Source organism: Serratia sp. JUb9 (genome assembly GCF_014298095.1).
GTDB classification, from domain to species: domain Bacteria; phylum Pseudomonadota; class Gammaproteobacteria; order Enterobacterales; family Enterobacteriaceae; genus Serratia_B; species Serratia_B rhizosphaerae.
On sequence record NZ_CP060416.1, the window covers coordinates 3,474,560 to 3,500,049 of the forward strand.

At 58.7% G+C, this 25,490-nt stretch carries 24 protein-coding genes; 14 read left to right on the forward strand and 10 right to left on the reverse strand.

Going from position 1 to position 25,490, the window contains the following annotated elements; genetic code table 11:
- Positions 1-175: 175 nt before the first annotated feature.
- Positions 176-2,215, forward strand: a complete 2,040-nt coding sequence (locus HF675_RS16330; RefSeq protein WP_105230364.1) for a choline transporter — start codon at positions 176-178, stop codon at positions 2,213-2,215.
- Between the two features lie 53 nt (positions 2,216-2,268).
- Here HF675_RS16330 and HF675_RS16335 read toward each other — a convergent pair whose 3' ends face one another.
- The 8 genes from HF675_RS16335 to ygbI all read right to left on the reverse strand — a co-directional run bounded on the left by HF675_RS16335 (position 2,269) and on the right by ygbI (position 11,767).
- Entirely contained in the window at positions 2,269-3,000 is a 732-nt protein-coding gene (locus HF675_RS16335; RefSeq protein WP_187043426.1) for a molecular chaperone, read from the reverse strand.
- Positions 3,000-4,355, reverse strand: a complete 1,356-nt coding sequence (locus HF675_RS16340) for a fimbrial protein (RefSeq protein ID WP_241967381.1) — start codon at positions 4,353-4,355, stop codon at positions 3,000-3,002. The genes HF675_RS16335 and HF675_RS16340 overlap by 1 nt, the downstream gene beginning before the upstream one ends.
- A gap of 10 nt (positions 4,356-4,365) precedes the next feature.
- Positions 4,366-6,906, reverse strand: a complete 2,541-nt coding sequence (locus HF675_RS16345) for a fimbria/pilus outer membrane usher protein (RefSeq protein WP_370446997.1) — start codon at positions 6,904-6,906, stop codon at positions 4,366-4,368.
- Between the two features lie 95 nt (positions 6,907-7,001).
- Positions 7,002-7,736 carry a molecular chaperone gene (locus HF675_RS16350; RefSeq protein ID WP_187043428.1) on the reverse strand — a complete coding sequence of 245 codons (735 nt, stop codon included), beginning with the start codon at positions 7,734-7,736 and terminating at the stop codon, positions 7,002-7,004.
- 51 nt (positions 7,737-7,787) lie between these two features.
- Complete coding sequence (locus HF675_RS16355) at positions 7,788-8,321, reverse strand: fimbrial protein (protein ID WP_187043429.1); 534 nt, start codon at positions 8,319-8,321, stop codon at positions 7,788-7,790.
- 613 nt (positions 8,322-8,934) lie between these two features.
- On the reverse strand, positions 8,935-9,579 hold the full coding sequence (locus HF675_RS16360; RefSeq protein WP_105230359.1) for a response regulator transcription factor: 645 nt from the start codon (positions 9,577-9,579) through the stop codon (positions 8,935-8,937).
- Positions 9,580-9,766: 187 nt separating this feature from the next.
- Positions 9,767-10,567 carry a winged helix-turn-helix domain-containing protein gene (locus HF675_RS16365; RefSeq protein ID WP_255427296.1) on the reverse strand — a complete coding sequence of 267 codons (801 nt, stop codon included), beginning with the start codon at positions 10,565-10,567 and terminating at the stop codon, positions 9,767-9,769.
- Between the two features lie 435 nt (positions 10,568-11,002).
- Positions 11,003-11,767 carry a DNA-binding transcriptional repressor YgbI gene (gene ygbI, locus HF675_RS16370; protein ID WP_105230357.1) on the reverse strand — a complete coding sequence of 255 codons (765 nt, stop codon included), beginning with the start codon at positions 11,765-11,767 and terminating at the stop codon, positions 11,003-11,005.
- Positions 11,768-12,033: 266 nt separating this feature from the next.
- On the opposite strand from ygbI, the gene ltnD reads away from it, so the two are divergent.
- The 6 genes from ltnD to HF675_RS16400 all read left to right on the forward strand — a co-directional run bounded on the left by ltnD (position 12,034) and on the right by HF675_RS16400 (position 17,709).
- Entirely contained in the window at positions 12,034-12,948 is a 915-nt protein-coding gene (ltnD, locus tag HF675_RS16375) for an L-threonate dehydrogenase (protein ID WP_105230356.1), read from the forward strand.
- Positions 12,948-14,207, forward strand: a complete 1,260-nt coding sequence (gene otnK / locus HF675_RS16380) for a 3-oxo-tetronate kinase (protein WP_304573722.1) — start codon at positions 12,948-12,950, stop codon at positions 14,205-14,207. Before ltnD ends, otnK begins: the two co-directional genes overlap by 1 nt.
- Positions 14,204-14,836 (forward strand): aldolase, encoded by a 633-nt coding sequence (locus HF675_RS16385; RefSeq protein ID WP_105230354.1) that lies wholly within the window; start codon positions 14,204-14,206, stop codon positions 14,834-14,836. Before otnK ends, HF675_RS16385 begins: the two co-directional genes overlap by 4 nt.
- A gap of 2 nt (positions 14,837-14,838) precedes the next feature.
- Positions 14,839-15,615, forward strand: coding sequence for an HPr family phosphocarrier protein (locus tag HF675_RS16390; RefSeq protein WP_187043430.1), 777 nt, complete (start codon positions 14,839-14,841; stop codon positions 15,613-15,615).
- A 119-nt stretch (positions 15,616-15,734) separates the two neighbouring features.
- On the forward strand, positions 15,735-17,093 hold the full coding sequence (locus HF675_RS16395; protein WP_111737474.1) for a GntP family transporter: 1,359 nt from the start codon (positions 15,735-15,737) through the stop codon (positions 17,091-17,093).
- A 76-nt stretch (positions 17,094-17,169) separates the two neighbouring features.
- Complete coding sequence (locus HF675_RS16400; protein ID WP_187043431.1) at positions 17,170-17,709, forward strand: GNAT family N-acetyltransferase; 540 nt, start codon at positions 17,170-17,172, stop codon at positions 17,707-17,709.
- An 85-nt stretch (positions 17,710-17,794) separates the two neighbouring features.
- Here HF675_RS16400 and ompX read toward each other — a convergent pair whose 3' ends face one another.
- Entirely contained in the window at positions 17,795-18,313 is a 519-nt protein-coding gene (ompX, locus tag HF675_RS16405) for an outer membrane protein OmpX (RefSeq protein WP_105230350.1), read from the reverse strand.
- 398 nt (positions 18,314-18,711) lie between these two features.
- Between ompX and rhtA the strand changes: the two genes are divergently transcribed.
- Positions 18,712-19,599 (forward strand): threonine/homoserine exporter RhtA, encoded by an 888-nt coding sequence (gene rhtA / locus HF675_RS16410; RefSeq protein ID WP_111737476.1) that lies wholly within the window; start codon positions 18,712-18,714, stop codon positions 19,597-19,599.
- Positions 19,600-19,689: 90 nt separating this feature from the next.
- Positions 19,690-20,163: an N-acetylneuraminate anomerase gene (nanQ, locus tag HF675_RS16415; RefSeq protein WP_105230348.1), complete on the forward strand. Its 474-nt coding sequence runs from the start codon at positions 19,690-19,692 to the stop codon at positions 20,161-20,163.
- 47 nt (positions 20,164-20,210) lie between these two features.
- Here nanQ and HF675_RS16420 read toward each other — a convergent pair whose 3' ends face one another.
- Positions 20,211-21,419: an aldose 1-epimerase family protein gene (locus HF675_RS16420; protein ID WP_187043432.1), complete on the reverse strand. Its 1,209-nt coding sequence runs from the start codon at positions 21,417-21,419 to the stop codon at positions 20,211-20,213.
- 602 nt (positions 21,420-22,021) lie between these two features.
- Here HF675_RS16420 and dps point away from each other — a divergent pair.
- The 5 genes from dps (at position 22,022) to glnQ (ending at position 25,477) form a co-directional block, all read left to right on the forward strand.
- Positions 22,022-22,525 (forward strand): DNA starvation/stationary phase protection protein Dps, encoded by a 504-nt coding sequence (dps, locus tag HF675_RS16425; protein WP_105230346.1) that lies wholly within the window; start codon positions 22,022-22,024, stop codon positions 22,523-22,525.
- Between the two features lie 119 nt (positions 22,526-22,644).
- Positions 22,645-22,911 (forward strand): DksA/TraR family C4-type zinc finger protein, encoded by a 267-nt coding sequence (locus HF675_RS16430; RefSeq protein ID WP_187043433.1) that lies wholly within the window; start codon positions 22,645-22,647, stop codon positions 22,909-22,911.
- 343 nt (positions 22,912-23,254) lie between these two features.
- Entirely contained in the window at positions 23,255-23,995 is a 741-nt protein-coding gene (gene glnH, locus HF675_RS16435; RefSeq protein ID WP_105230344.1) for a glutamine ABC transporter substrate-binding protein GlnH, read from the forward strand.
- Between the two features lie 103 nt (positions 23,996-24,098).
- The gene (gene glnP, locus HF675_RS16440) at positions 24,099-24,758 is read left to right on the forward strand and encodes a glutamine ABC transporter permease GlnP (RefSeq protein WP_105230343.1); all 660 of its coding nucleotides are present in this window, start codon (positions 24,099-24,101) and stop codon (positions 24,756-24,758) included.
- Entirely contained in the window at positions 24,755-25,477 is a 723-nt protein-coding gene (gene glnQ, locus HF675_RS16445) for a glutamine ABC transporter ATP-binding protein GlnQ (RefSeq protein WP_105230342.1), read from the forward strand. Before glnP ends, glnQ begins: the two co-directional genes overlap by 4 nt.
- The last annotated feature ends 13 nt before the right edge of the window (positions 25,478-25,490 follow it).

Genomic DNA, 25,490 nt, shown 5'->3' on the forward strand with positions numbered 1-25,490 from the left:
GCTGTAAGCGGTTCCCGCCGCGCAGTGTTTTTTGCTGCGCTAAAGAGTTGCGGCGGTAATTTTTAGAAAGCAAAGGTAATGATTGCCGTCGGGCTGTCTGCCGTATTTCGCCGGAGGTGAACGCCGCCGACGAAAGGCTCGATTCTACTCAGTTGTTAAACACCAGAGGAAGACGATGACAACACACGACACCTCCTCAAAACCGCAGCAGGACAGACTGAACCCTGTGGTTTTCTTCGTCTCGGCGGGGCTGATCCTGGCCTTCTCGCTGATGACGATTTTCTTCACTGATTTATCCGGAACCTGGCTTACCCGCACCCTGAACTGGGTGTCCAAAACCTTCGGCTGGTACTATCTGCTGGCCGCCACCCTGTATATCGTATTCGTGGTATGTATCGCCGCCTCGCGTTTTGGTTCGATCAAGCTCGGGCCGGAACAGTCCAAACCTGAATTCAGCCTGATGAGCTGGGCGGCGATGCTGTTCGCCGCCGGTATCGGCATCGACCTGATGTTCTTCTCGGTCGCCGAACCGGTCACGCAATATATGATGCCGCCGGAAGGCCAGGGCCAGACGCTGGAAGCCGCACGGCAGGCGATGGTCTGGACGCTGTTCCACTACGGGCTGACCGGCTGGGCGATGTACGCCCTGATGGGGATTGCGCTCGGCTACTTCAGCTACCGCTATAACCTGCCGCTGACCATCCGCTCGGCGCTGTACCCGATCTTCGGCAAGCGCATCAACGGCCCGATCGGCCACAGCGTGGATATCGCCGCGGTGGTCGGCACCATCTTCGGTATCGCCACCACCCTCGGCATCGGCGTGGTGCAGCTGAACTACGGGCTGAAAGTGCTGTTTGACCTGCCGGAAAACCTGACGGTGCAAAGCGCGCTGATCCTGCTGTCGGTAGTGATGGCGACCATCTCGGTGACCTCCGGGGTGAATAAAGGCATCCGCATCCTGTCGGAGCTGAACGTCTGGCTGGCGGTCGGCCTGATGGCGTTCGTGCTGTTCTTCGGCGACACCGAGTTCCTGCTCAACGCGCTGGTGCTCAACGTCGGCGATTACATCAACCGCTTTATGGGCATGACGCTCAACAGCTTCGCCTTTGACCGCCCGGTAGAGTGGATGAACAACTGGACGCTGTTCTTCTGGGCCTGGTGGGTTGCCTGGTCGCCGTTTGTCGGCCTGTTCCTGGCGCGTATTTCCCGCGGCCGCACCATCCGCCAGTTTGTGGTCGGTACGCTGATCATCCCGTTCGTGTTTACCCTGCTGTGGCTGTCGATCTTCGGCAACAGCGCGCTGTACCAGATTATCCACGGCAACACCGCGTTCGCTCAGGAAGTGATGCAGTACCCGGCGCACGGCTTCTACAGCCTGCTGGCCCAGTACCCGGCCTTCACCTTCAGCGCCTCGGTCGCCACCATCACCGGCCTGCTGTTTTACGTTACCTCGGCGGACTCCGGCTCGCTGGTGCTCGGTAACTTCACCTCACGGCTGAGCGATATCAATAACGATGCGCCGAACTGGCTGCGTATCTTCTGGTCAGTCACCATCGGCCTGCTGACCATCGGCATGCTGATGACCAACGGCGTCTCCGCGCTGCAGAACGCCACGGTGATTATGGGGCTGCCGTTCAGCTTTGTGATCTTCTTCGTGATGGCCGGGCTGTATAAATCGCTGAAGGTTGAGGATTACCGCAAGGCCGGTGCGCTGAGCACCTCGGCGCCGACGCCGGCCTCCAGCAATGAAGTGCTGAACTGGAAACAACGTCTGTCGCGCGTGATGAACTATCCGGGCACCAAGTACACGCAGAAAATGCTGGATCGCGTCTGCCTCCCGGCGATGCAGGAAGTGGCGCGTGAGCTGGAGCTGCGCGGCGCAAAAGTGGAGTTCAACGAAGTGCCGCCGATGGAAGAAGAGCGCCTGCCGCACCTGGAGCTGCTGGTGCATCTGGGGGAAGAGCAAAACTTTATCTACCAGATCTGGCCGCAGCGCTATTCGGTACCGGGCTTCACCTATCGCGCTCGTTCCGGCAAGTCGCACTACTACCGTCTGGAAACCTTCCTGATGGAAGGCACCCAGGGCAACGACCTGATGGACTACAGCAAAGAACAGGTGATTGGCGATATTCTCGACCAGTACGAAAAACACCTGAACTTCCTGCATATTCACCGTGAAGCACCGGGCAATACCCTGACCTTCCCGGATATGTAACGCCGCCATCCGGCTGCGATCGCTAAAAGGCGCGTCTTGATGACGCGCCTTTTTTATGGCTTCAGTACGGCACGCTCGGCGACGCCGTAGCCGTCATCGTCGATCAGCACATAGCTGACGCTCGCCGGCCGGCCGTCGCGTTGCTCATCCACATCAAGCGTTTTGCTGGCGAACGGCGCCAGTATGCCGATCGCCAACGCCGTCTGTCGGCCGTCGCCATTCAGCTGCGCCTGACCGTAGGTGGCGTACAGCGGCGTCGGGTTACTCACCGTCAGCATCAGCTTGCCCGGCAGCCGCGTCAGGCTGAAACGCTGACGCGCCGCCAGTTGTTCCGCCTGCCCCTGCAGCCCGTCCGGCCGGTAGAACAGCTTCAGCTGCAGCCGCACCGCTACTTTGAGCGCCGATACGCCCGGCGGCAAATGCGCATCGGTCGGCGGGATTTCATACACGTTCAGCCAGTACAGCGATTCACGATCCGACGGCTGCGCCACCTGCGTTGCCAGCAGGCGCAGGTTTTTCTTCTCCCCCGGCTCCAGCCGGAAAATGCCCGGCAACGGCATCACCGGCACCTCGCCCGCCGTTTCCGGCGTTCCGTCCGGCGCACCGTCGTCCACCCAGGTCTGCACCACCACCGGATAGTCGTTGCCGTTGACCAACAGCAGCGAGCGTTCACGATCGGCGGCGGCAAATACCACGCGCGACGACTCGACAATCACCCCGGCATATGCGTAACCGCCAAGGCCCAGCCAGGCGCACAAAGCGGCCTTCAAACATTTCATCATCATTATTGCACCTGAATAATCACCTGGGCGCTGGCGCTCACGCTGCCGGCGGTGACCGTTTTTCCCGGCAGCGCCTGCAGCGTGGCGGTCAGGGTTTTGCTGTAGCGGGTCACCCCGTTGGTTACCGCCCCGGCGCTGGCGTCATCCAGCACCGGATACCAGCCGGCGCGGTTGCCGCCGGCCACCGCACCGCTCAGCGTGCTGAGCAGGTTTAATATCGCGCCGCCGGGGCGGGAAATCCGGATGCCGACGCCGGTGGCGACGTTCGGATCGACGCCGTAGCCGTCCGACAGCAGATAGCTGACGCCGGAGCCGGCGGTGCCTACGCCTTCCGCCACCGCCGCAGCGGCATTCGCCGGGTTGACCAGAATGCCCATCGCCGTCTGGTTGGCGGCGATGCCGCTGGCAAACGCACCGACGCCGCTGGTCGCCGGCGTACCAGTCTGGCAGTCAAACTGAATGGTGATCGGCATCTGGCGGGTTTCACCGGCGCGCAACTGGGTGGCGGTAATCGGCGTAAAGCGCACCAGCGGCGTCACATTGGTTACCGAGCAGGTGGCGGAGCGGCGAATATATAACCGGTTATACAGGTTCACCGCGCCGGGCCAGGCGCCGTACCAGCCGCTGAATTGCGATAGCGAATCCGCGCCGACGCTCAGGGACGGCGACAGCCCGCCGCCCTGAAAAGCGATATAGGTGGCCGGCTGCGACTGGGGATAGACGCCGGTGGCGGTCATCGGCCCCGTGGAGTTGCTCAGGCGGAACAGCTCCACCTTCGTATCGCTGAAGTTCTTGGCTTTCACCAATATCCATCCCTGCGAATCCGTTTCCAGGTTGGTTAACGGCCGCGCTTTCCAGTAGCGGGAATAGTATTCGCCGGTCGCCAGATTGGTGGCCCGCAGCGCCATACCGTTGGCATAGGTGCGGTAGGTTTCCGGCAGGCCGGACGCCGCTCCGACCTCCACCTTGCCGGCCCACTCCGAGTCGCCGTTGGTGGCATAGTATTCATACAGCTTACCGGCCTCATCGGCGGTACAGCGGAACAGGATCTGATCGGCGCTGTAGCTGCCGGAACCGGCCTCCAGCGCGCTGACGGTGCCGCTGGCGATCGGCGTACCGTCCGGCTGAAACAGGCTGTTATTGATATTTACCGTCGTCGGCAGTGTGCCGATAGAGCCGGAGGTATCGGTCGAGCCGCTCCAGGCGGCGCCGATGCCTTTACTCGGATCGGTATAATAGTTCGAACTGGCGTTAGTGTTGGTGGCGGTAATCCGGTAGCAGGTCGCCTGCGCCTGACCGAGCCACACGCTGCCGGCCAGCATCAGCAGCGCGGCGCGCGAGAATATGTTCATCATCATTATCCGTTCGTTACTGGCCCGCGCATGGCAACGCCAGACGATAAAGCGACTGTTTTACAGCCTGAGCGCGTAAGTCGTAGCGCAGCGTGCACTGCGCGCCGGCCGACTCACCCCATTTCACCCGCAGCTCGCCACGGGCTTTCTGCGCCCGGGCATAAACCTGATTCCCCTGGCCGACCAGACCGACCACCGCATTGTTCTCGTCATACACATTAGCGCCGAGCGGCAGCACGCCGCCGGACGGGCTGAGTCTGATCAGCAGCGGGTAGCCTTCCAGCGTTTTAAAGCGCACTTTCACCGCCGCCCCGGCGTACGGCGCGATGCGCTGCTGGTTCTCCGTCAGTTCGGCGTTGACGTTTTCCGCCCCTTTGGCGTCCAACGTGACGTCGTTGTAACGGTAAGGCACCAGCGACGGCACAATGGCGTAGCCAAAACGGTCGATCTTCGCCCCCATGCCGTTCATCACTTCCGCACCGCTGACGCCTTCCGCTTCCACCAGCGCAAAGGTATCGCTCAGGTACGGCCCGAGGGTGACGCCGCCCGCATGCGCCACCAGCGCGCCGCGCGCGCTCAGGCCGCCCTGGGTGTAATGTTTACCGTGGGACAGGTTGCCGCCCAGCGTGGCGACCGACGTCTGCTTGGTCAGGTTGGCGCCGAAGCTGCTGCCAGCGCCGGCCGTGTCATACGCGCCGTTCAGCGCATAGCTCAGGCTCTGGTCGTCGCCCAGCGTGCCGGACAGCGCCGACTGATAATGGCTATAGCCGCGATCGCCGCTCTGATGGCTGACGCCGGCCGACAGAATCGGCGAGCGCGAGCCACTGCCCAACGGCAGTGATACCGACAGCATCACCACGTTTTGCGTCGTGCCGCTCGCAACATAGGTCGCATCCTGCAGGCCATAGCGGGTGCTGCCGGTCTGCTGACGGCTGAGCGACAGGTTATAGCTGAGGCTGCGGTAGCTGTGCGAATACGCCAGTTGGTATTGCGTGTCGCGTCCGCGCCCGCCACGGTAGCTGCTGGTCGAGCCGGAAAAATAGAGCTGGCCGTACGCCCCCAGCCCCTGACTGACGGTGGCGACAAACTGCTCGCTCTGCTGATAGGTGCTGGAGCTCCAGACCGCGTCGCGATCGCGCGCGTTGCGCAGCCCCAGCACGTCGCCCAGATCGCGGTAGCCTTCGGTGGAATAACGGTAGCCCGCCAGCGCCAGCGTGGTGTTAGTGGGGGTAAAGGTACGGCTGTAGGTGGCACCGACGCGCCAGCCGTCCAGCGTATCCCCCCACATATCGGCGCGCGAATACACCGCGTTGATCCCCAGCGCGCCGTAGCGGCTGGCCAGCACCGCGCCGCCGAGCAATGCCTGATAGCCGTCGGCAATGCGTACGCCGCTATTGGCGGTTACAGCGTTGCTCAACCCGCTCTGGTAGCTGAGTTCGGCGAACATATCATCGCTGTCGCCCAGGTTGCGCACCTGCCCGGCCGACAGGTTGAAGCGTGAGCGCCCCGGGCGCAAAGAGTCCGGCACCGCCGAAAACGGCACGGTAAATGACGACACCCGGCCGTCGGCTTCCTGAATTTCCACCACCAGATCGCCCTGATAGCTGGTGGGATAGAGATCGTCAATCACAAAGGCGCCCGGCGCCACCGTGGTCTGATAAATCTGCGTGCCGGCCTGCGTGATGCTCACTTTGGCGGTGGTCGACGCCACGCCGCGGATGGTCGGCGCATAGCCGCGCTGCGACTCCGGCAGCATGCGATCGTCGGTTTCCAGCCGCACGCCGCGAAAACCGAGGCTGCTGAACAGGTTGCCGGAAGTAAAACTGTCGCCCAGCGTCAGCTGGCTGTTCAGCGCCGGCAGCGGCCGTTGCAGGTAGGTGCGCACCGACTTCCAACTGCTGAGCGTAGGGGCATGGTCGCTGGTGTAGCGGGTATAGCTCGACTGCTGACGCAGCTGCCACAGCCCCAGGTTAAAGCCGGCGTTCAGCCCGAGATAGGTCGAGTCACTGGTCGTACCGCTGCTTTTACTGCGGTAATAGTTGCTGTCGTAATTGACGAACCCCAGCGTTTCGCCAACGGACAGCTCCTCAGGCGGCACTGAACCGCGCGCCACACGCTTCATCAGCGCCTGCGGCACGGACATATCCAGCCGCAGGCGGGCAAAATCAAAGCGGCTGCCGGCGCCGGCGACCTGCTGTTCCAGAGGCAGGCAAGGATTGGCAGTGGCCTGTTCGGCGCTGCTTTTAATATTGACGGCTAATATGCCGGCGGCAATCAGCGCGTCGCGGCTAAAACAGGGGAAAACGACGTCCTGACCGGGTTGCGCGGTAAACGTCAGCGTCTGGCGGGAGAGAAAAGCGCCGTTGATAAAAATATCGACCTGATAGTCGCCCGGCGTCACCGTATTTGCACGGCTGAAGCGGGCAAGGCTCTGCTGACCCGCGCTGCCCACCAGCATACTGTCGTCAAATTCAAACTGCCCGGCGCCGGCCGCAAGCGGCGTCAGCAGCCCCAGCGTCAACGCCAGCGGTTTCAGACGCGCGCCGCAGCCAGGCATCACGCCTGGCGACGTACTCTTCCGCGCGCTGCCGGAATATGTGATTGTTGTTTGCATCCCTTCAGTCCCTTACGTGCAAAACCGCACCGCGCGTTTTATTGACTCAGACGCGCTTCCGCCTTGATATGGCCACCGTAGTCATTGATCAGGGTAAATGTGACTTTCTGCGCGCCGGCCGGCGACGGCGTACGCGTCAATAACGGCCAGCTGGCCTGTGATTTAGGTGCGATCATGTCCGTTTTGAACGGCACGGCCCGCTTGCCGACCAGCACCGCTGCGCCAATTACCGAGGCGTAATAGCTGGAATCGTTATAGGCATTCAGCCGCCACTGCCCGCCCTGCTGACGCAGGGAAAAGCGCAGCTGTCCGCCGACGCCGTCTGCATTGCCCGGCAAATTCTTCGGCCGATAGAAAATTTTCACCCGGTTACGCAGCACCACCAGCATCTGGTTCTCGGCGCCGTTGACGGCGTTTTTCGGCGGGATTTGCGCCGAATTCAGATAGAACACCGACTCACGGTCCTGCGGCAGATCCTTGCCGGTAAACACCAGCCGGACCGACTGGCCGGTCTTCGGCTCAACGCGGAACAATGCCGGCACCGTGACAAACGGCCCGTCTGCATTTTCCGGCGTTGACGACGGATTATTCACGTCGGTCCACATCTGCATTACATAGGGGATGTCGCTATGGTTGGTGAACTGTACGGTCTGCGACTGAGCGTCCGCCGGATAAATCACCCGCGTATTCAGCATCACCACGCTGGCCATCGCCGGCCCGGCCAGCAGCGCGGCGGTGAGACAAAGTGACTGACAAAATCCCTTGTTCGTCATATAAACGGCCTCTCAAAACCCCCTTCCGCACTGGCGGAAGGGGAAATACGCTTACTGATACGACACCGCGTACTGCACGCTGCCCAATACCGACCCGGCGGTCGCGCTGCCCTCAGAGTAGTAACGCACGGCAAAGTCATAAGAGGCGGAGGTCGCGCCGGCCGCCAGGCTCAACCCCGGCGTCCCCGCCTGGCCGCTCAGATCCAGCGGCGCAGCCGGCGTTGCCGGATCAATCAGCTCCAGCGAAACGTTGGTCGCGCTGCCGGTGTTGCCCATCCGGCCGTCGGCGGTCAGGTTGTTGGCGACGAATACCGTTTTAACGGCGGTGGCGTTCGCTGCATCGGCGGTGCAGCCGGTCAGGCCGATGGTAAACGGCGTCTGGCCTGCGGTGGCGCCGGCGGCCGCCAGGTCAGCCTTGGATACCGTCGGCAGCAGCACCACCGGGGTGGAGGCATTGCCGTTGATGCTCACGGTACAGGTCTGGTCTGAGACTTCGCCCTGAAACTGAATGGTATTGTTGGCGGCGGCGACGACGCCGGACAGCATCATGGCGGCAACAGCGAGAGCGATTTTGGTGATAGTCATAGAATGTAATTTCCCTTCAAGTTGAGTATGAGGCGGGTCGTTGAACAATGTTCCCTTCCGCCGATTCCTAGAGTCATGCACTTTCCTTTGGCGACATACGGCTTATCCCCGCTACAGCACGCTGAAAAACGGGAATAAACTGACTACATCGCGGCCAGCCAATCTTTGAAAATGCGCCAAGCGCCCCTTGTATTGATTAGCCTGCCTTGACGAGAAAAATCTTATATCGAAACTCAATCAATAGATTCATTAACTATAAAAACGTAAATGTTTAGATTTAAATATCGACAATAAGCGGTTATCTTCGGATATTAATAAATAAATTCCATCAAATGGGATTTCACCGTAGATTCCGCTTCTGTTGTTTATGCTTAATTAACCGACATGTCGGTCGTTTTTTTCAGCCGCCGACAGAGCGGCCTTCCGGTCATGAATAGCGCGCATGTCGTTCAGATAAAACGGATATTATGGCAAGCCAATCCCGCGCCATGGCGAACCCATGGCCGGAACGGTGATGCGCTGGCGCACCGAATGCAGGAGAAGGCAGCAGGAGAAAGGAAGGCAAGCGGGGCAACGCTATCACACCGGAAGCCCCCGCAGTATTAGCGACCGTTCAGCACGGCCAACGCGTACGCAGAGAAAGCAGCAGGTGGATAAAGCCGCTCTGATTAAGGCCAAGTTTATGCATGATATTCAGTTTATGCGTGCTCACCGTTTTGTAGGAACGATAGGTGGTGGTCGCGATGCTTTTGGCAGAGAAGCCCGCCGCCATTAACGCCAGGATGCGCCATTCACTGCCGGACAGGTGCTTGAACGTTCCGCTCTCCTGCTGGCCGGCGATACTGCGCCGGATGGCCGGACTGAGATAGTGCACGGCATGATGCGCCGCAGAGATGGCGTCCAAAATCGCCTCTAAGCCGTCGCGTTTGGATACCAGTACGCTATCCGGTATCGACGCCAGCAGGCGCAAAACGCTGTGATTCTCGATATCCGTCAGCACCACCCAGGGGGTATTCGGCCAGAAGGCTTTCTCATGCAGTATAAAATAGAGGCCGTCATAGAGGCACTCCTGCGCACCGTACAGCTCCATAATCACCGTTTGCCGGGGCTGCTGCATCAGTATCGCCTTCAGCTCGCTGAGGCTGGCAACCGGTTGAGTCGTCGCACTCAGCGGGCGTAGAAAAGCCTCCAGCCCCATGCCAACCCACGGCATCGCATCATATAAAATAAAATGGCGGCTCCGATCGTTATTTTTCATTTTCCCCTCGTGCGATAAAACTTATCGGCCACGGTACGTTAGCCTACGGTCATATAATAAATACAGCACCTGAAAACAAATAATATATACCTGAAGAATGGTTTGCCGTTGACAGCCGGCGCAATGTTAATAATTCGTTATAATGAGATCTATAAAACACGGTAAATGTGTTATTCCGCTGCGTGGACTAAAACAGCGGTCCGTCTTTCTGACTGCGGCACACCTCAACACGGTATTCTCGCGCCACCCGGCATTTCAAAATAAACAGCCGGGAAACGCCTTTAATATAGGACCCTACCTGATTACTGCTGAGCAACAGTAAATATTCGCCGCTCTTACACGATTCAGGATTGGCATTAATATACGCGAGCATATCGTTAACCTGATCCGCATTACCATTCAGCGCAGCACGCGGCGCCGATAAAAATACCTTGCAGTTATTCACCTCACCAATTAAATGCTCCTGTCTGACCGCACTGTTACGATAAATCAGCCAGATGCCAACGCTGATAACCAACAAAAGCAACGCACCAAGCGCCACGCCCGTACGCAAACGCCGCCCGGCGTTGCGCCAGGATACGGCGCGCCGCTCACCCTGTTCGGCTGCTATGTTCTGCGGCGGCGTGATGTGCGGTTCATCCGTCTCCAGCGTGATATTATGCGCCAGCATAAATCCGACTTTGGGTACGGTAATAATGACTTCGTCATCAATACCTAACGTTTTCAGCACCCGCCGTAATTTGCTCACGCATTGGTTAAGGTTATTATTACTGGACACCATGCCATAATCATCCCACACCTTGCGGAATATCAACTCGCGGCTGACCTGCTCGCCGTGGTGCGCAATAAGTAAAAGCAATAGCCGCTTTGACGGATTAGAAATAGCCAGCGATTCTTCCGGGAATCCCTCCAATCCCAGGCTGCCGCTGTCCGTATCAAAAAGAATCTGTCCATTAATTCTATATTTCATATTGCCTACTATATTCAAGCATTCACCGTTAGCAAAAAATGCCAGGCGGATGTTAACCCAAAACCACGTTAAATGCGTTGCCGGCCGCGTTGATGATAAGAGAAAACGTTGCGTTCAAAATGAATAAAAACGGGAATTTAATACCTGTAATCACCACCGGCAACAATAGGAATTTTCTTGCCACATTCGGGTAGAGTATACAAAGGCAATCCGAATGGATATATTCAAAAACCAATATCGGTAAAGTTAGTTTTTTATAGGGCATTTAATAAAATTTAAGCTAAAAAGTAAGGTTAATCCCCCATTAACCACAAAATTTAATATAAATATCGCGCACGGCTTCATGCGTTCAGCCCCTGGCGCAGCAGAAAATGCGGCCGCGCTGGCCCGTATCTCCACAACCGCCTGCAACGCGCTCATGGTCGGGCCAGAAAGCACCAGAATATTGCCCGGCTACTCGCCGGTCATATGCAGAGTGATATTCGCCTGCTGAATAGCAGTTTGGGCGGTGTCGGGCAGATGGCTGTCGGTAATAATGGCGTCAAACACCGCGATCGGCAGCGCCAGATAGGTGGCCACCTTGCCGTATTTTGACGTGTCGCTCAGCAGAATACGCCGCCGGCTGGCGTCAACGATGGCCTTTTTCACCGCCACCTTATCCTCGCTCGGCGTCGACAGGCCACGCATGCTCCAGGAGGAGGCGGAAATAAAGGCCAGATCGATAAATAACTGGCGCAGCGCCTGCGCCGCGGCCTCTCCCACGCAGGAGCGGTTTTCCCGACATACCGTGCCGCCGGTGTGAATCAGCTCACACTGGCTGTTTTCCAGCAGGTAAGCCGCTATCACAAAATCGTTGGTGACCACCGTTAAATCGCCGCGCTCGCCGATCTGCTTCGCCAGCGCCAGCGTGGTGGTGCCGGCATCCAGATAAATACAGCTGTTGGCCGGAATCAGGCTGGCCGCCAGCGCACCGATCGCTGCCTTCTGCTGGCTGAACATTCCTTCCTTATCCTGGTGCGACGGTTCAATCGCCAACCGTTCGGCCGCCTGCACCCCGCCGGATACCGCGATCACCGCCCCCTGCTCTTCCAGCTTCTGCAGATCGCGCCGGATGGTCATATGCGACACCGCCAGCCGCTCCGTCAGCTCGGCGATACTGACCACGCCGCGCTCGGCAACCAGGGCCAGAATTTGTTGATGGCGTTCTACCGGAATCACAGGGCTTCTCCTTACGGCTGATAATTATTGTGATTTTACGTCAATTTTCGTTCTGCGGCAGCAAACGTCGCACCGGGTATAAAAGTATGGCAAACCCATAATTTGTCAATTAAACAAATAATTACCACTTTCAGCCTGATACATCGCCGTTAATCCCGCGCCATTATTCGTTAAATTTTGTGAAGGCGGTCACCATAAACGCGCTTAAAAACGCTTACATTTAACACATGAGAACAAAATATCACTAAAATTAACACGGAGTCAGTATGACACAAGCCGCTAACTATACCGTTTGCATCGTGGGCCTCGGCTCCATGGGCATGGGCGCCGCGCAATCCTGTATCAACGCCGGCTTAACCACCTACGGCGTCGATCTCAATCCGCAGGCGCGCGCCACCCTGCAACAGGCAGGAGCAAAACAGGTTGCCGCCAGCGCCGATGATTTTGCCGCCGAACTGGACGCGGTGATGCTGCTGGTAGTGAATGCCGCCCAGGTCAAACAGATCCTGTTTGGCGAGCGCGGTCTGGCCGGGCAGCTGAAACCCGGTACGCCGGTGATGGTCTCCTCAACCATTTCCGCCGCCGACGCCGCCGATATCGCCGAACGTCTGGCCGCGCAGGGGCTGGCGATGCTGGATGCGCCGGTTTCCGGCGGCGCGGTCAAAGCCGCCGCCGGAGAGATGACGGTAATGGCCGCCGGCAGTGAAGCCACCTTCGCCCGGCTACAGCCGCTGCTCGACGCCGTGGCGGGCAAAGTGTACCGCGTCGGCGACGAAATCGGCCTCGGCGCTACGGTGAAAATCATTCACCAACTGCTGGCCGGCGTGCATATCGCCGCCGGCGCCGAAGCGATGGCGCTGGCCGCCCGCGCCGGTATTCCGCTGGATGTGATGTATGACGTCGTTACCCACGCCGCCGGTAATTCCTGGATGTTTGAAAACCGTATGCGCCACGTAGTCGACGGCGACTATACGCCAAAATCGGCGGTGGACATTTTCGTCAAGGATCTGGGACTGGTAGCCGACACCGCCAAGGCGCTGCACTTCCCGCTGCCGCTGGCTTCCACCGCGCTGAATATGTTTACCTCCGCCAGCAACGCCGGCTACGGTAAAGAAGACGACAGCGCAGTGATCAAAATCTTCACCGGCATTGAACTGCCGCAAAAACAGGAGTTGCCATAATGTTGCTTGGCGTAATTGCTGATGATTTTACCGGCGCCACCGATATCGCCAGCTTTCTGGTGGAAAATGGCCTGTCGACGGTACAGCTGAACGGCGTACCGGACAACGACGACGCCGTACACGCACAGGCGGTGGTGATCAGCCTTAAATCGCGTTCCTGCCCGGCCGAACAGGCGGTCGAACAATCACTGCAGGCGCTGGACTGGCTGCGGCGTCAGGGGTGCCAACGGTTTTACTTCAAGTATTGTTCCACCTTCGACAGCACCGCCCGCGGCAATATCGGCCCGGTGACCGATGCGCTGCTCGATGCGTTGGGAGAGAGCCAAACGGTGATTTCACCGGCGCTGCCGGTTAACGGCCGCACCGTCTATCAGGGCTACCTGTTCGTGATGGATCAGCTGCTGTCTGAATCCGGCATGCGCAACCACCCGGTCACGCCGATGACCGACAGCAACCTGCTGCGGCTGATGGAAGCGCAGGCCAGCGGCCGTTGCGGACTGATCGACGCCGCCGCCATGGATACCGGCGCCGACGGCGTGCGCGAGCGGCTGCAGCAGCTCGCGCAACAGGGTGTACGCTATGTGGTGCTTGATACGCTGAATGAACAACACCTGCTGACCCAGGGCGCAGCACTGAAGGACATGAAACTGGTCACCGGCGGCTCCGGCCTGGCGATCGGCCTGGCCCGCCAGTGGGCGCAGCCGGGCCAGACGCAGGCTCAGGCCGCCGGCGCGCCGCAGGGGGAGAAGGCCGTGGTGCTGTCCGGCTCCTGCTCTACCATGACCAATAAACAGGTCGTCCGTTACCGCCAGCAGGCGGCGGCGCAGGCCATCGATGTGGCGCGCTGCATCAGCGACGCCGAGCGTGAGCGCTACGCCCGCGAACTGAGCGACTGGGTGCAGCAACAGAGCGGCGATCTCGCGCCGCTGCTGTATGCCACCGCCGAGCCGGACGCGCTGCGGCAGACCCAGCAGCAATACGGCGTCGAGGCCGCCAGCCAGGCGGTCGAAGCGCTGTTCGCCGCGCTGGTGCGGAGGCTGTATCAGGCCGGCTTCCGGCGCTTTATCGTCGCCGGCGGCGAAACCTCCGGCGTGGTGACACAGGCGCTGGACATCCGCGGCTTCCATATCGGCCCGTGCATTTCTCCCGGCGTACCCTGGGTGCGCGCCATTGAACAACCGGTCTCCCTGGCGCTGAAATCCGGCAATTTCGGCGACGAAAACTTCTTTGCCAGAGCACAAACGGAGTTCCCGCTATGACGCACACCACCGAACAACAGGCGCGCGAAGAGATGGTGCGCCTCGGCGCTTCGTTCTTCCAGCGCGGCTACGCCACCGGCTCGGCGGGCAACCTGTCGCTGCTGCTGCCGGACGGCAACCTGCTGGCCACGCCGACCGGCTCCTGCCTGGGCGAACTGCAGGCAGAACGCCTGTCCAAGGTCAGCCTGCACGGCGAATGGATCTCCGGCGACAAGCCGTCGAAAGAGATCAGCTTCCACCGCGCGCTGTACCTGAATAACCCGGAATGCAAAGCGGTGGTTCACCTGCACTGCACCTATCTGACCGCCCTCTCCTGCCTGCAGGGGCTGGACACCCGTAATGCCCTCAAACCCTTCACCCCTTATGTGGTGATGCGCGTCGGCCAGGTGCCGGTGGTACCTTACTACCGCCCCGGCGATGAACGTCTGGCCGAGGATCTGGCACGGCTGGCGCCGTCCTACCGCGCCTTTTTGCTGGCCAATCACGGGCCGGTGGTGACCGGGAAAGACCTGCGCGCCGCGGCGGATAACACCGAAGAGATGGAGGACGCGGCGAAGCTGATTTTCACCCTCGGCGACCGCCCGATCCGTTATTTGACCGATGATGAAATTGCCGAGTTACGGAGCTGATCATGCCTAAATTTGCCGCCAATTTATCGATGATGTTCACCGAACTGCCGTTTCTGGATCGCTTCGCCGCCGCAGCCGACGCCGGTTTTAAAGCGGTCGAGTTTCTGTTCCCCTATGACTACCCCGCCGAGCAGCTGGCGGAACAGCTGCGTCAGCACGGCCTGCAGCAGGTGCTGTTCAATACCGCGCCGGGCGATGCCGCCGCCGGCGAATGGGGCCTGGCGGCGCTGCCGGGCCGTGAAGCCGAGGCGCGCGCCGATATCGACTGCGCGCTGGAGTATGCGCTGGCGCTGGGCTGCCCCAACGTGCACGTGATGGCCGGCGTGGTGCCCGCCGGCGCGGATCCGGCGGCCTATCGCACGGCCTTTATCGACAACCTGCGCTATGCCGCCGACGCGTTCGCGCCGCACGGCGTTAACGTGATGATTGAGGCGCTCAGCCCGCAGGTGAAGCCGAACTATCTGTTTTCCAGCCAGCATCAGGCGGCGGTGCTACAGGCGCAGGTCGATCGCCCTAATCTGTTTATCCAGTTCGACTTTTTCCACGCACAGCTGGTGGACGGCAACATCAGCGGCCTGATGCAGGCGCTGGCCGGGCGCTACGGCCATATCCAGATCGCCGGGGTGCCGGATCGTCACGAACCGGACAGCGGCGAGCTGAATTACCCCTGGCTGTTCGAACAGCTGGACCGCCTCGGTTACGGCGGCTGGATCGGCTGTGAATACCAGCCGCGCGCGGCAACCGACGCCGGGCTGGCGTGGGTCAGACCCTATCTGTAACCGTTAACGCAGCCACACCCTATAACAATACGTGCGCCCGTATCGCCGGTTCCCCGGCGATCGCGGCGCCTGGGCTTCTGTACCCCGAAAATGCGGGGATCCTGCTTAAAGGCAACACCATGTCTACCACAATGTTACTGTTAATTGCGCTGTCCGGCGTCATGCTGCTCCTGCTGCTGGTGATCAAGGCCAAGGTACAGCCGTTTATCGCGCTGTTGGCGGTCAGCCTGCTGGTGGCGCTGGCCGCCGGCATCCCTACCGGCGAAGTGATGGGCGTAATGACCGCCGGTATGGGCGGCGTGCTTGGTTCGGTCACGATTATTATCGGCCTGGGGGCGATGCTGGGGCGCATGATCGAGCACTCCGGCGGCGCTGAGTCGCTGGCGCAGCGCTTCAGTCAGGCGCTGGGGCCAAAGCGCACCGTCGCCGCGCTGACCATGGCGGCTTTTATCCTCGGTATTCCGGTGTTCTTCGACGTCGGCTTTATTATTCTGGCGCCGATTATTTACGGCTTCGCCAAGGTGGCGAAGGTGTCGCCGCTCAAATTCGGCCTGCCGATGGCCGGCGTGATGCTGACGGTGCACGTGGCGCTGCCGCCGCATCCCGGCCCGGTGGCGGCAGCCGGCCTGCTCGGCAGCGATATCGGCTGGCTGACCATTATCGGCCTGGCGATCTGCATACCGGTCGGCATTATCGGCTACGTCGTCGCCGGCTACCTCAACCGCAAATCCTACCCGCTGTCGGTCGAGGTGCTGGAACAGCTGCAGCTGGCCGCACCGGAGAACAGCGCGCCGCTCAGCGACCGCCTCAACCCGCCGGGCGCCGGGCTGATCTCCGCGCTGATTATCATCCCCATCGCCATTATTATGTCCGGCACCGTCTCCGCCACGCTGCTCGAGCCGGGTTCCGGCCTGCGCGATACGCTGGCGCTGCTGGGGTCGCCGGCGGTGGCGCTGATGATCGCGCTGGCGCTGGCTTTTTATTTTCTGGCGGTGCGTCGCGGCTGGAGCCTGCAGCATACCAGCGACGTGATGGGTGCAGCGCTGCCGACCGCCGCCGTGGTGATTCTGGTGACCGGCGCCGGCGGGGTATTCGGTAAAGTGCTGGTGGAATCCGGCGTCGGCAAGGCGCTGGCCGAGGTACTGACCACCATCGGCCTGCCGCTGATCCCGGCGGCGTTTATCATCTCGCTGGCGCTGCGCGCCTCGCAGGGTTCCGCGACGGTGGCGATTCTGACCACCGGCGGGCTGCTGTCGGAAGCGGTCGGCGGGCTTAATCACCTCCAACTGGTGCTGGTGACGCTGGCCACCTGCTTCGGCGGGCTGGGGCTGTCGCACGTAAACGACTCCGGCTTCTGGATTGTCACCAAATACCTCGGCCTGTCGGTCGCCGACGGGCTGAAAACCTGGACGGTGCTGACCACCGTACTCAGCGTCAGCGGTTTCCTGTTTACCTGGCTTTTATGGCTGCTGATATAGCATACTGAATTCACACCTTATCTTTTCCCCAGCGGGCGCGCCGTGTGCGCCCGCAACGTTTCAGAGAGAAGGAATCATGAATTCACCCCGCTTTACTGCAGCTCCCCGCCTCACCACCGAACGCTTAATCCTGGACACTTATACCCTGAATGACTTCGACGCCGTGGCGGCGATGAGCGCCGATCCGCAGGTGATGCGCTATATTGGCGGCGGCGCCGCGCGCGATCGAGAAGAGAGTTGGGGACGCCTGCTGCGCTATATCGGCCACTGGCAGCTGCTGGGTTACGGTTACTGGGCGGTGCGGGAGAAACACGGCGGCCAGTTTATCGGCAGCCTCGGCTTCGCCAACTATCAGCGCGATATCACACCGGCTCTGGAGGCCCCGGAGATGGGCTGGACATTGTGCTCTGCCGCCCACGGCAAAGGCTACGCGACGGAGGCCCTGCGGGCGGTGCTGGCCTGGGGCAAAAGCGCGCTGCCGGGCGGCAGAACGCAGTGCATCATTTCACCGCACAACCAGCCTTCGATTAAGCTGGCGCATAAGCTGGGCTTTCGTGAAACCCACCGCGCCGAATACCATCAGCGGACGGTGTTGGTGATGGAGCAGACGCTCTGAGCCGATCCGCAGGCAAAAAAAATCCGCCCGAAGGCGGATTTTTTGTCGTAAACGGCTGCCGATGGCAGGCCGCTAACGATAATTCTTAGAAACGGTAGCCTACGCCAACGCTCCAGATACCGATGTCGGTGTTGCGGATACGGCTCTGCTCGTAACCAACATCCAGAGCAACTTCCTGGATTGGGTTGAACTGCAGGCCAGCACCGTAGGTGAAGCCGTAGTCGCTGCTGCCGCCACGGTGAGAACCGTCTTGTGCGTTAGCAACGTTTTTACCGTAGCCCACACCGATCACGCCGTAGATGCTTGCCCAGTCGTTGAAACGGTAAGCAGGACCTGCAGTGATAGAGTTGTACTGAGCTTTGTTGTAAGTACCGTTCTCAGCACGGTCTTTCTCTACGTGAGTGAAAGAGCCGATCACACCCAGTGGGTTGTTGTCGAACTCGTAACGGTATTTCAGGTTGAAGCCGTCAGCTTTGTTAGCAACGCCTTGGAAATCGCCCTGAGCGTAGCCACCGGTTACGGTGCTCTGGCCAGCGAACGCGGTACCTGCGGTCACTGCTAATACACAAGCTGCTACTGCTGAAAGACATGCAATTTTTTTCATAACCACCTCAAACGCGTTTTATTATTAAGTACATCCATTTGTCTATACGATGAAAATATAACAAAAATTAGCGTGAAACTCTGCCCCGATTTGAGTGTCTAACACTTGATATCGTGTAACAGAAAATTACAAGAACATTGTATCCGCTTCTTTTCGCTTAATTTTCGGACGTATTCTATCCTCAAGCGTGACAAAAATCACCTACTTAATATCCAGATTTTTCTTAATAAAATGCGCACTTTTTGTGCTAACGCACCAGTTTTACTTAAACAAACCGTTTAAAAATCTCCTCAGTACGCTATTTCGCAGACAGAACGTCGGCGATTCATTACACTGAGGCCTGTCTGGTTTTTCTCCGATCTCCCCTGCTGCGGGAATGCATAATAAGGCTTAAAAGGATGTCCTCGTCGGTTTCTGCAAAAGCGTCTTCTATACTGCTGCCGGTGTGTTTACTGGTGGTCGCCATGGTGTCGATTCAGGGCGGCGCCTCGTTGGCGAAAAGTCTGTTTCCCCTGGTCGGCGCCGAAGGGATCACCACGCTGCGTCTGTGCATCGGCACGCTGATCCTGTTTATTATCTTCCGCCCATGGCGCATGCGTTTTTGCGCCGGTAACCGCCTGCCGCTGCTGATTTACGGCCTGGCGCTGGGGGCGATGAACTATCTGTTTTATCTGTCGCTGCGCACCGTACCGCTGGGCATCGCCGTAGCGCTGGAGTTTACCGGCCCGCTGGCGGTGGCAATGTTCTCATCCCGCCGGGCGATCGACTTTGTCTGGGTAGCGCTGGCCATCACCGGGCTGATCTTCCTGCTGCCGTTCGGCCACGGCGTCGGCGGCATCGACCCCCTTGGCGCCGCCTGTGCGCTGGGCGCCGGCGCCTGCTGGGCGGTATATATCATTTTCGGTCAGAAAGCCGGCGGCGATCATGGCCCGGGCACCGTGGCGGTCGGCTCGCTGATCGCCGCCCTGGTGTTCGCGCCCATCGGCGCCTGGCACACCGGCGCGGCGCTGCTTAACGTGGATATCCTGCCGCTGGCGCTGGGCGTCGCTATTCTGTCCACCGCGCTGCCCTACTCGCTGGAGATTATCGCGCTGCCGAAAATCCCGGCGCGCACCTTCGGCACCTTAATGAGCCTGGAGCCGGCGATGGCGGCATTTTCCGGCATGCTTTTCCTTGGCGAGCACCTGACGCAGGTGCAATGGCTGGCGCTGAGCGCCATTATCACCGCCTCCATGGGCGCGACGCTGACCATCAAGCCCAAACCGCGTATTGAAAGTCTGCCTTAAATCATCGGATTGCGGACGGCTTAACTGTTTTTCGTCGATAAAATAGCCACAATAAGTATAGGAATTTTATCGACGGAACGGAGAAGCTGAATGATTTTAAATAGTTTATTTAATCCCCGTTATGGACAGGGACTGTCTTCAGATCTGGCTGACATTCTGACGCAGGTACGTCAGCAAGATCTGCCTAATCTGCCCCTGGGACGCCATAACATTGACGGCGATCGCATCTTTATGGAAGTGGTCGAACTAACCACCGAACCTGCCGAACAAAAACGCGCCGAACTGCACTACCAGTATCTGGATATCCAGATACTGCTGAGCGGTGAGGAGCGTATCGACTACGGCCTGCCGGGCAGCGAGATCCACTGTGAGGCCTATCAGCAGCAGCAGGATTGTCAGCGGGCCGATATCCGCCGCCCGTGGCAGACGCTGCATATGACGCCCGGCATGTTCGTGCTGTTCTTCCCGTTTGAACCTCATAAAGCCGGCTGTCAGCTGCAAAGCCCGCAACACATCAAGAAAGCGATCGTCAAAGTGCTCTATGAACCACCGTATGATTTCTAACGCCATGCCGTCAGGCCAGCCGTTACGCCGGCCTGACGGCGTTTTCCTTATTCCACCGCTATCGGCTGCGCCACCAGTTTGACATCGCGGTCGCCCTGCAGCGCCTTGACCCGCTCCTCGGCCTGCTTAACCTGCTGCGCATTCTGCAACAGGGTGTAGGTCAGCGCGAACTGCGTGCTCTGCCCCGGCTGCAGCTGTTTGATACGCCCCTGTTCGCGCTCGATGTTTACCGGATAAGCGTAATTGGTGCCTGGCTCAATGCCGGTGACGTAGCCCTGCCGCTCGGTATCGGTGTTTTTCCACAGCGTCAGCAACGGCAACTGACGGGTATTAAAGCCGATAGAAACGCCGCGATCGCCCTGCCGGTTGCTGAGCATCGCCAGGGTTTTCCCCTCGGCATCGGCGTAAGGCACGATGTTAAACACCATCTCATCAAAGCCTTTGGTCGGCCCCTGATACTGCGACCAGTTTTTCAAACCGGCGCGGGCATAGTCATTAAACGGCGAGATCTCCTTGATCGGCGCGTTGAATCGCGCGCCTTCTTCCAGTAACGGCTTGCCGAAATTGCTGTGGTAGATGATCTGATAGTCCCGCGGGTAGTCCGCACGGTTGGTCAGGCTATCTTCAATGGTAAAGGCGGTGCTTCCCGGCACGTAGCGCAGCTCGGTCCAGGTTTCCAGGTTGCTTTTCTTAAAGGTGTTTTCCTTCAGCAAACCGCGGATGCGCACCGTATATGGCGCTTTTTCATCAATCTCCACCAGCACTTTGGAAGCCGGCGTATTGCCGGCGCGGCCGTGTAGCGTATAAAGCGTGCCGTCCTCAACGCCCGGGTGCCCCGTCCATGCAAAGCCGCAGCGCACCATCATTTCATTAAAGCCGTCCAGCCAGCCCAGACCGTTGCGGCTTTCCAGATTGATATAGGCCGGGTTAACCACCTCGTCAACCGGCGAATCCCACCCCAGCCGTACGCCGGCGCCGTTGACATGCAAAATATCCATGCCGCGTGTCGGACTGAGCGCGATGGTCAACCCACCGGGGCTGGTCAGGGTAATCACTTTCGACCCCTCCTGTTTGCCACCGTGCAACACCTGCTGACGCAGGCTGAAATCGGCGCCGCCCAGCTTCAGCTTGTGGCTGTCGGTCTGCCAGTTACCCTGTTCAATGCCTTTTTCACTGTCGGTCAACACGATGGTTTGCGCAGAGGCATAGCCTGAAATCAAAGAGATAGCGATTGAAACTGCGGTTAGCGTCTTCATTATTCTGCCCTTGTGGTTAGCTGAAAGGTTTTAGCTAAAGCAGTAACAAAGTAGATTTTCACCGGTGCTGAAAATGCGAAGCGAGTCACTCTTCCTATAATGGGCGGCAGGCAAGGCGTTCAGACGTTATCTGATGCAAGTTTTATTGTGAATGGAAATGACCTGTTGCAGATAAAACGTGCCAAATATCACCATAAAGCTGAACGGTGTCAGCGCTGCGCCGCAGCCTGACGTCTCGGACGCGCACGACGCACGGAGAGGATGTTCTCAAAAACAGCATATCGCCTTGATGCTGGTTTAAAAAACATAACCAGGATGATTAACCGTGGGAGAAGAACTTATCCGTTGATTATCAACGAGTCATTAAACATCGTGCCAAAGCAACACCCGATAAATAATGCCTCCACATACCACTTAAAATAAAAAATCACTATTTATCAATAACTAAAATCGAGTCAGTATTAACATTCATTTAACACCAACACGCCATTACATCGCCTCCGCCTATTTAATCCATAGCCTTTATCAGCCGATAAAATAACCCGACGCTGCTATAATTATTCCGTAATGAATTTGGGACAACAATTTAAGAGGATATCTTTATGAGTACCGCAAAACTGGTGAAAACGAAATCTTCTGACCTTCTGTATACCCGCAATGATATGGATGACAAAACCAAGCTGGCAACTATCAGCATCCTGAACCACCAGCTCACACAGTTTATTGACCTGTCGCTAATCACCAAACAGGCGCACTGGAACATGCGCGGCGCCAACTTTATCGCCGTACATGAAATGCTCGACGGCTTCCGCACCGCGATTACCGATCATCTGGATATCTTCGCCGAGCGCGTGGTCCAATTGGGCGGCATTGCGCTGGGCACCGTGCAGACCGTCAACGCGGCCACGCCGCTGAAAAGCTACCCGACCCATATCCACAGCGTACAGGAACACCTGAAAGCGCTGGCCGACCGTTACGGCATCGTGGCGAACGACATCCGCCAGGCAATCAGCGCCGTGGATGACGAAGACACCGCGGATATCTTTACCGCCGCTTCGCGCGATCTGGATAAATTCCTGTGGTTTATTGAAGCCAATATCGAATAACCCTGCTTATGCAGGCTGTCGCTGCGGCGTCAGCCTGTTGTCATCTGCGAACCACGCTTGAAATCGGCGAAAAAAACACCATATTCTGTTGAGAGGTCTTTTACGGCAGGAGGTGGCTTATGGCAAGCGGATGGGCGGCAGACGGCGCGCTTCAGGATCAAATCGACTCCACCGTCGACGACGCCGTACAGCGCGCCCGGCAGGCGCTGGGACACGGCGAAAGCGAACAATACTGTCAGGAGTGCGGGGAAGCAATCCCGCTGGCGCGCCGCCAGGCTTTACAAGGCGTACGCTACTGCCTGAACTGCCAGAACGCGCTGGATAAAAAACACGCTGCCGGCAGTTTGTACAACCGCCGCGGCAGTAAAGACAGCCAACTACGCTAATCTTCCCCCGCTCAGGGCCACCTGAGCGGTTTTTTTGCGCTGCGACATCCCCTGCGTTGCGCCAAAAAGTTAGATTTAGTTATCAGTATTGATGCGTAATTGTTAACTTTCGGTTGTTTTGCCACCACTTTTTAGTTAATCATAAGCCAACGCACCAACGGCGATCGCCCGCATCATTATTGGGCACCCGTTGAGAGCGTAATCATAATAACTCGCCGTAACGGCACAACATCACATCTTAACCCTTTGTTTTTATAGAAATCGCAGACGTGGCACGATTATTTCATGGCGATAATGCAATAAAAAAATGGGTCAATCACAACCTGTACAGGAAATTCCTCTCATGAAGTCAATATTTAAAACCTCGCTGGCCGCCCTGTCGCTGGCCTTTGCCGTAAGTTCTCACGCAGCAGACAAACTGGTGGTCGCCACCGACACCGCCTTCGTTCCTTTCGAATTCAAACAGGGTAACCAATACGTCGGTTTCGATATCGATCTGTGGGCCGCCATCGCCAAAGAGCTGAAGCTGGACTACAGCCTGAAGCCGATGGACTTCGGCGGCATCATCCCGGCGCTGCAGACCAAAAACGTTGATGTGGCGCTGGCCGGTATCACTATTACCGAAGAGCGCCAGAAAGCCATCGATTTCTCCGACGGTTACTACAAAAGCGGCCTGCTGGTGATGGTCAACGCCGATAATGACGAGGTGAAAAACGTCAACGACCTGAACGGCAAAGTGGTGGCGGTGAAAAGCGGCACCGGTTCGGTGGATTACGTGAAGGAACACGTCAAAACCAAGGATCTGCGCCAGTTCCCGAATATCGACAACGCCTATATGGAGCTGGGCACCAAGCGCGCCGACGCGGTGGTGCACGACACGCCGAACATTCTGTACTTTATCAAGACCGCCGGCGCCGGCAAATTCAAAACGGTGGGCGACTCGCTGGAAGCACAGCAATACGGCATCGCCTTCCCGAAAGGCAGCGATCTGCGCGAGAAGGTCAACGGCGCGCTGAAAACGCTGCGTGAAAACGGCACCTACAACGAAATCTATAAAAAATGGTTCGGTAGCGAACCCAAATAATCACGTCTGACCGCGTGTTCATCGCACACGGCGGCGTCGTCACCCGGCCCGCCGTGTGCTGTTGTCTCTGATCCCCCATTGGGGAACACCGGGAGTAAACACCATGCAGTTCGACTGGAGCGCCATCTGGCCCGCCCTACCCATTCTGTTAGAAGGCGCCAAGATGACCCTGTGGATTTCGGTCCTCGGTCTGATTGGCGGCCTGATTATCGGCCTCATCGCCGGTTTCGCCCGCACCTACGGCGGTTGGATCGCCAACCATATCGCCCTGGTCTTTATCGAAGTGATCCGCGGCACGCCGATCGTGGTGCAGGTGATGTTTATTTACTTCGCCCTGCCCATGGCGTTTACCGACCTGCGCATCGACCCGTTCACCGCCGCGGTGGTGACCATTATGATCAACTCCGGCGCCTATATTGCCGAAATCACCCGCGGCGCGGTGCTGTCAATTCATAACGGCTTCCGCGAAGCCGGGCTGGCGCTCGGCCTGTCGCGACGCGAAACCATCCGCCATGTGATCATGCCGCTGGCGCTGCGCCGCATGCTGCCGCCGCTGGGCAACCAGTGGATTATCAGCATTAAGGACACCTCGCTGTTTATCGTCATCGGCGTCGCCGAACTGACCCGTCAGGGGCAGGAAATCATCGCCGGCAACTTCCGCGCGCTGGAAATCTGGAGCGCCGTCGCCGTCATTTATCTGATCATCACGCTGGTGCTGAGCTTTGTGCTGCGTCGTCTGGAAAGAAGGATGAAAATCCTGTGATTGAATTTAAAAACGTCTCCAAGCACTTCGGGCAAACCCAGGTGCTGCACGATATCGACCTGAAGATCGATCAGGGGGAAGTGGTGGTGATTATCGGTCCGTCCGGCTCCGGCAAATCCACCCTGCTGCGCTGCATCAATAAACTGGAAGAGATCACCGCCGGCGATCTGATCGTCGACGGCTTAAAGGCCAACGATCCGCACGTCGACGAACGGCTGATCCGTCAGGAAGCCGGGATGGTGTTCCAGCAGTTCTACCTGTTCCCGCACCTGACGGCGCTGGAAAACGTCGCCTTCGGCCCGATCCGCGTACGCGGCCTGAGTAAAACCGACGCCGATAAACTGGCGCGTGAGCTGCTGGCAAAGGTCGGGCTGGCGGAGCGCGCGCATCACTATCCGTCCGAACTGTCCGGCGGCCAGCAGCAGCGTGTGGCCATCGCCCGCGCGCTGGCGGTGAAACCGAAAATGATGCTGTTCGACGAACCCACCTCGGCGCTCGATCCCGAACTGCGCCACGAGGTGCTGAAGGTGATGCAGGATCTGGCCGAGGAGGGCATGACCATGGTGATCGTCACCCACGAAGTCGGCTTTGCCGAGAAGGTGGCCTCGCGGCTGATCTTTATCGACAAAGGGCGCATCGCGCAGGACGGCGATCCGCATCAGTTGATCAATCACCCGCCAAGCCAGCGCCTGCAGGAGTTCCTGCAGCACGTTTCCTGACGCCGGTACGGGG

Coding starts and splice junctions, on each gene's coding strand:
- ltnD (WP_105230356.1), top strand. CDS start 12,034: ATGACACAAGCCGCTAACTATACCGTTTGCATCGTGGGCCTCGGCTCC.
- HF675_RS16355 (WP_187043429.1), bottom strand. CDS start 8,321: ATGACTATCACCAAAATCGCTCTCGCTGTTGCCGCCATGATGCTGTCC.
- HF675_RS16400 (WP_187043431.1), top strand. CDS start 17,170: ATGAATTCACCCCGCTTTACTGCAGCTCCCCGCCTCACCACCGAACGC.
- HF675_RS16345 (WP_370446997.1), bottom strand. CDS start 6,906: ATGCCTGGCTGCGGCGCGCGTCTGAAACCGCTGGCGTTGACGCTGGGG.
- HF675_RS16330 (WP_105230364.1), top strand. CDS start 176: ATGACAACACACGACACCTCCTCAAAACCGCAGCAGGACAGACTGAAC.
- HF675_RS16335 (WP_187043426.1), bottom strand. CDS start 3,000: ATGATGATGAAATGTTTGAAGGCCGCTTTGTGCGCCTGGCTGGGCCTT.
- HF675_RS16395 (WP_111737474.1), top strand. CDS start 15,735: ATGTCTACCACAATGTTACTGTTAATTGCGCTGTCCGGCGTCATGCTG.
- HF675_RS16390 (WP_187043430.1), top strand. CDS start 14,839: ATGCCTAAATTTGCCGCCAATTTATCGATGATGTTCACCGAACTGCCG.
- HF675_RS16360 (WP_105230359.1), bottom strand. CDS start 9,579: ATGAAAAATAACGATCGGAGCCGCCATTTTATTTTATATGATGCGATG.
- HF675_RS16385 (WP_105230354.1), top strand. CDS start 14,204: ATGACGCACACCACCGAACAACAGGCGCGCGAAGAGATGGTGCGCCTC.
- HF675_RS16430 (WP_187043433.1), top strand. CDS start 22,645: ATGGCAAGCGGATGGGCGGCAGACGGCGCGCTTCAGGATCAAATCGAC.
- HF675_RS16340 (WP_241967381.1), bottom strand. CDS start 4,355: ATGATGATGAACATATTCTCGCGCGCCGCGCTGCTGATGCTGGCCGGC.
- rhtA (WP_111737476.1), top strand. CDS start 18,712: ATGTCCTCGTCGGTTTCTGCAAAAGCGTCTTCTATACTGCTGCCGGTG.
- otnK (WP_304573722.1), top strand. CDS start 12,948: ATGTTGCTTGGCGTAATTGCTGATGATTTTACCGGCGCCACCGATATC.
- nanQ (WP_105230348.1), top strand. CDS start 19,690: ATGATTTTAAATAGTTTATTTAATCCCCGTTATGGACAGGGACTGTCT.
- ompX (WP_105230350.1), bottom strand. CDS start 18,313: ATGAAAAAAATTGCATGTCTTTCAGCAGTAGCAGCTTGTGTATTAGCA.
- glnH (WP_105230344.1), top strand. CDS start 23,255: ATGAAGTCAATATTTAAAACCTCGCTGGCCGCCCTGTCGCTGGCCTTT.
- HF675_RS16350 (WP_187043428.1), bottom strand. CDS start 7,736: ATGACGAACAAGGGATTTTGTCAGTCACTTTGTCTCACCGCCGCGCTG.
- HF675_RS16420 (WP_187043432.1), bottom strand. CDS start 21,419: ATGAAGACGCTAACCGCAGTTTCAATCGCTATCTCTTTGATTTCAGGC.
- glnP (WP_105230343.1), top strand. CDS start 24,099: ATGCAGTTCGACTGGAGCGCCATCTGGCCCGCCCTACCCATTCTGTTA.
- dps (WP_105230346.1), top strand. CDS start 22,022: ATGAGTACCGCAAAACTGGTGAAAACGAAATCTTCTGACCTTCTGTAT.